At 33.6% G+C, this 360-nt stretch carries 1 protein-coding gene; it reads left to right on the top strand.

What is annotated here, in order from left to right; genetic code table 11:
* Positions 1-360: glycoside hydrolase domain-containing protein (locus tag KHA85_RS20655; protein ID WP_213186736.1), on the top strand; the 360-nt coding region annotated here is incomplete at both ends.

The raw sequence follows: 360 nt of genomic DNA, 5'->3' as shown, positions 1-360 counted from the left end.
GAATTGAAGGTGTAGATTGGCAAGAAGCTTATCAAGTTGTTAAAGGTGAAGCAGAAAATTATCGTTCAAAAAATTATGCAACACTAGGATGGAATACTGGTGAAACAGAAGCAATTAATGGTGATAAGTATTCATGGCGTTTGAAACCAAGTTCAGCAACAATAGGTTTTGCTTATAATGATTATGCTGTAGCTATGATGGCAAAAGGTTTAGGTTATCAAGAAGATTACGAAAAATATATTCAATCTTCTAAAAAGTGGTTAAATAACTGGGATGAAAATCTGGTGTCATCAGATGGTTATAAAGGATTTATTCATAAAAGAGCAGCAGATGGAAGTTATGCAACTGTAGATCCAAGTC

This window comes from Dietzia massiliensis (assembly GCF_018390595.1).
GTDB classification, from domain to species: Bacteria; Actinomycetota; Actinomycetes; order Mycobacteriales; family Mycobacteriaceae; genus Dietzia; species Dietzia massiliensis.
Note: the sequence above shows the minus strand (reverse complement) of the source record. Positions and strands in the feature narration are given on the sequence as shown.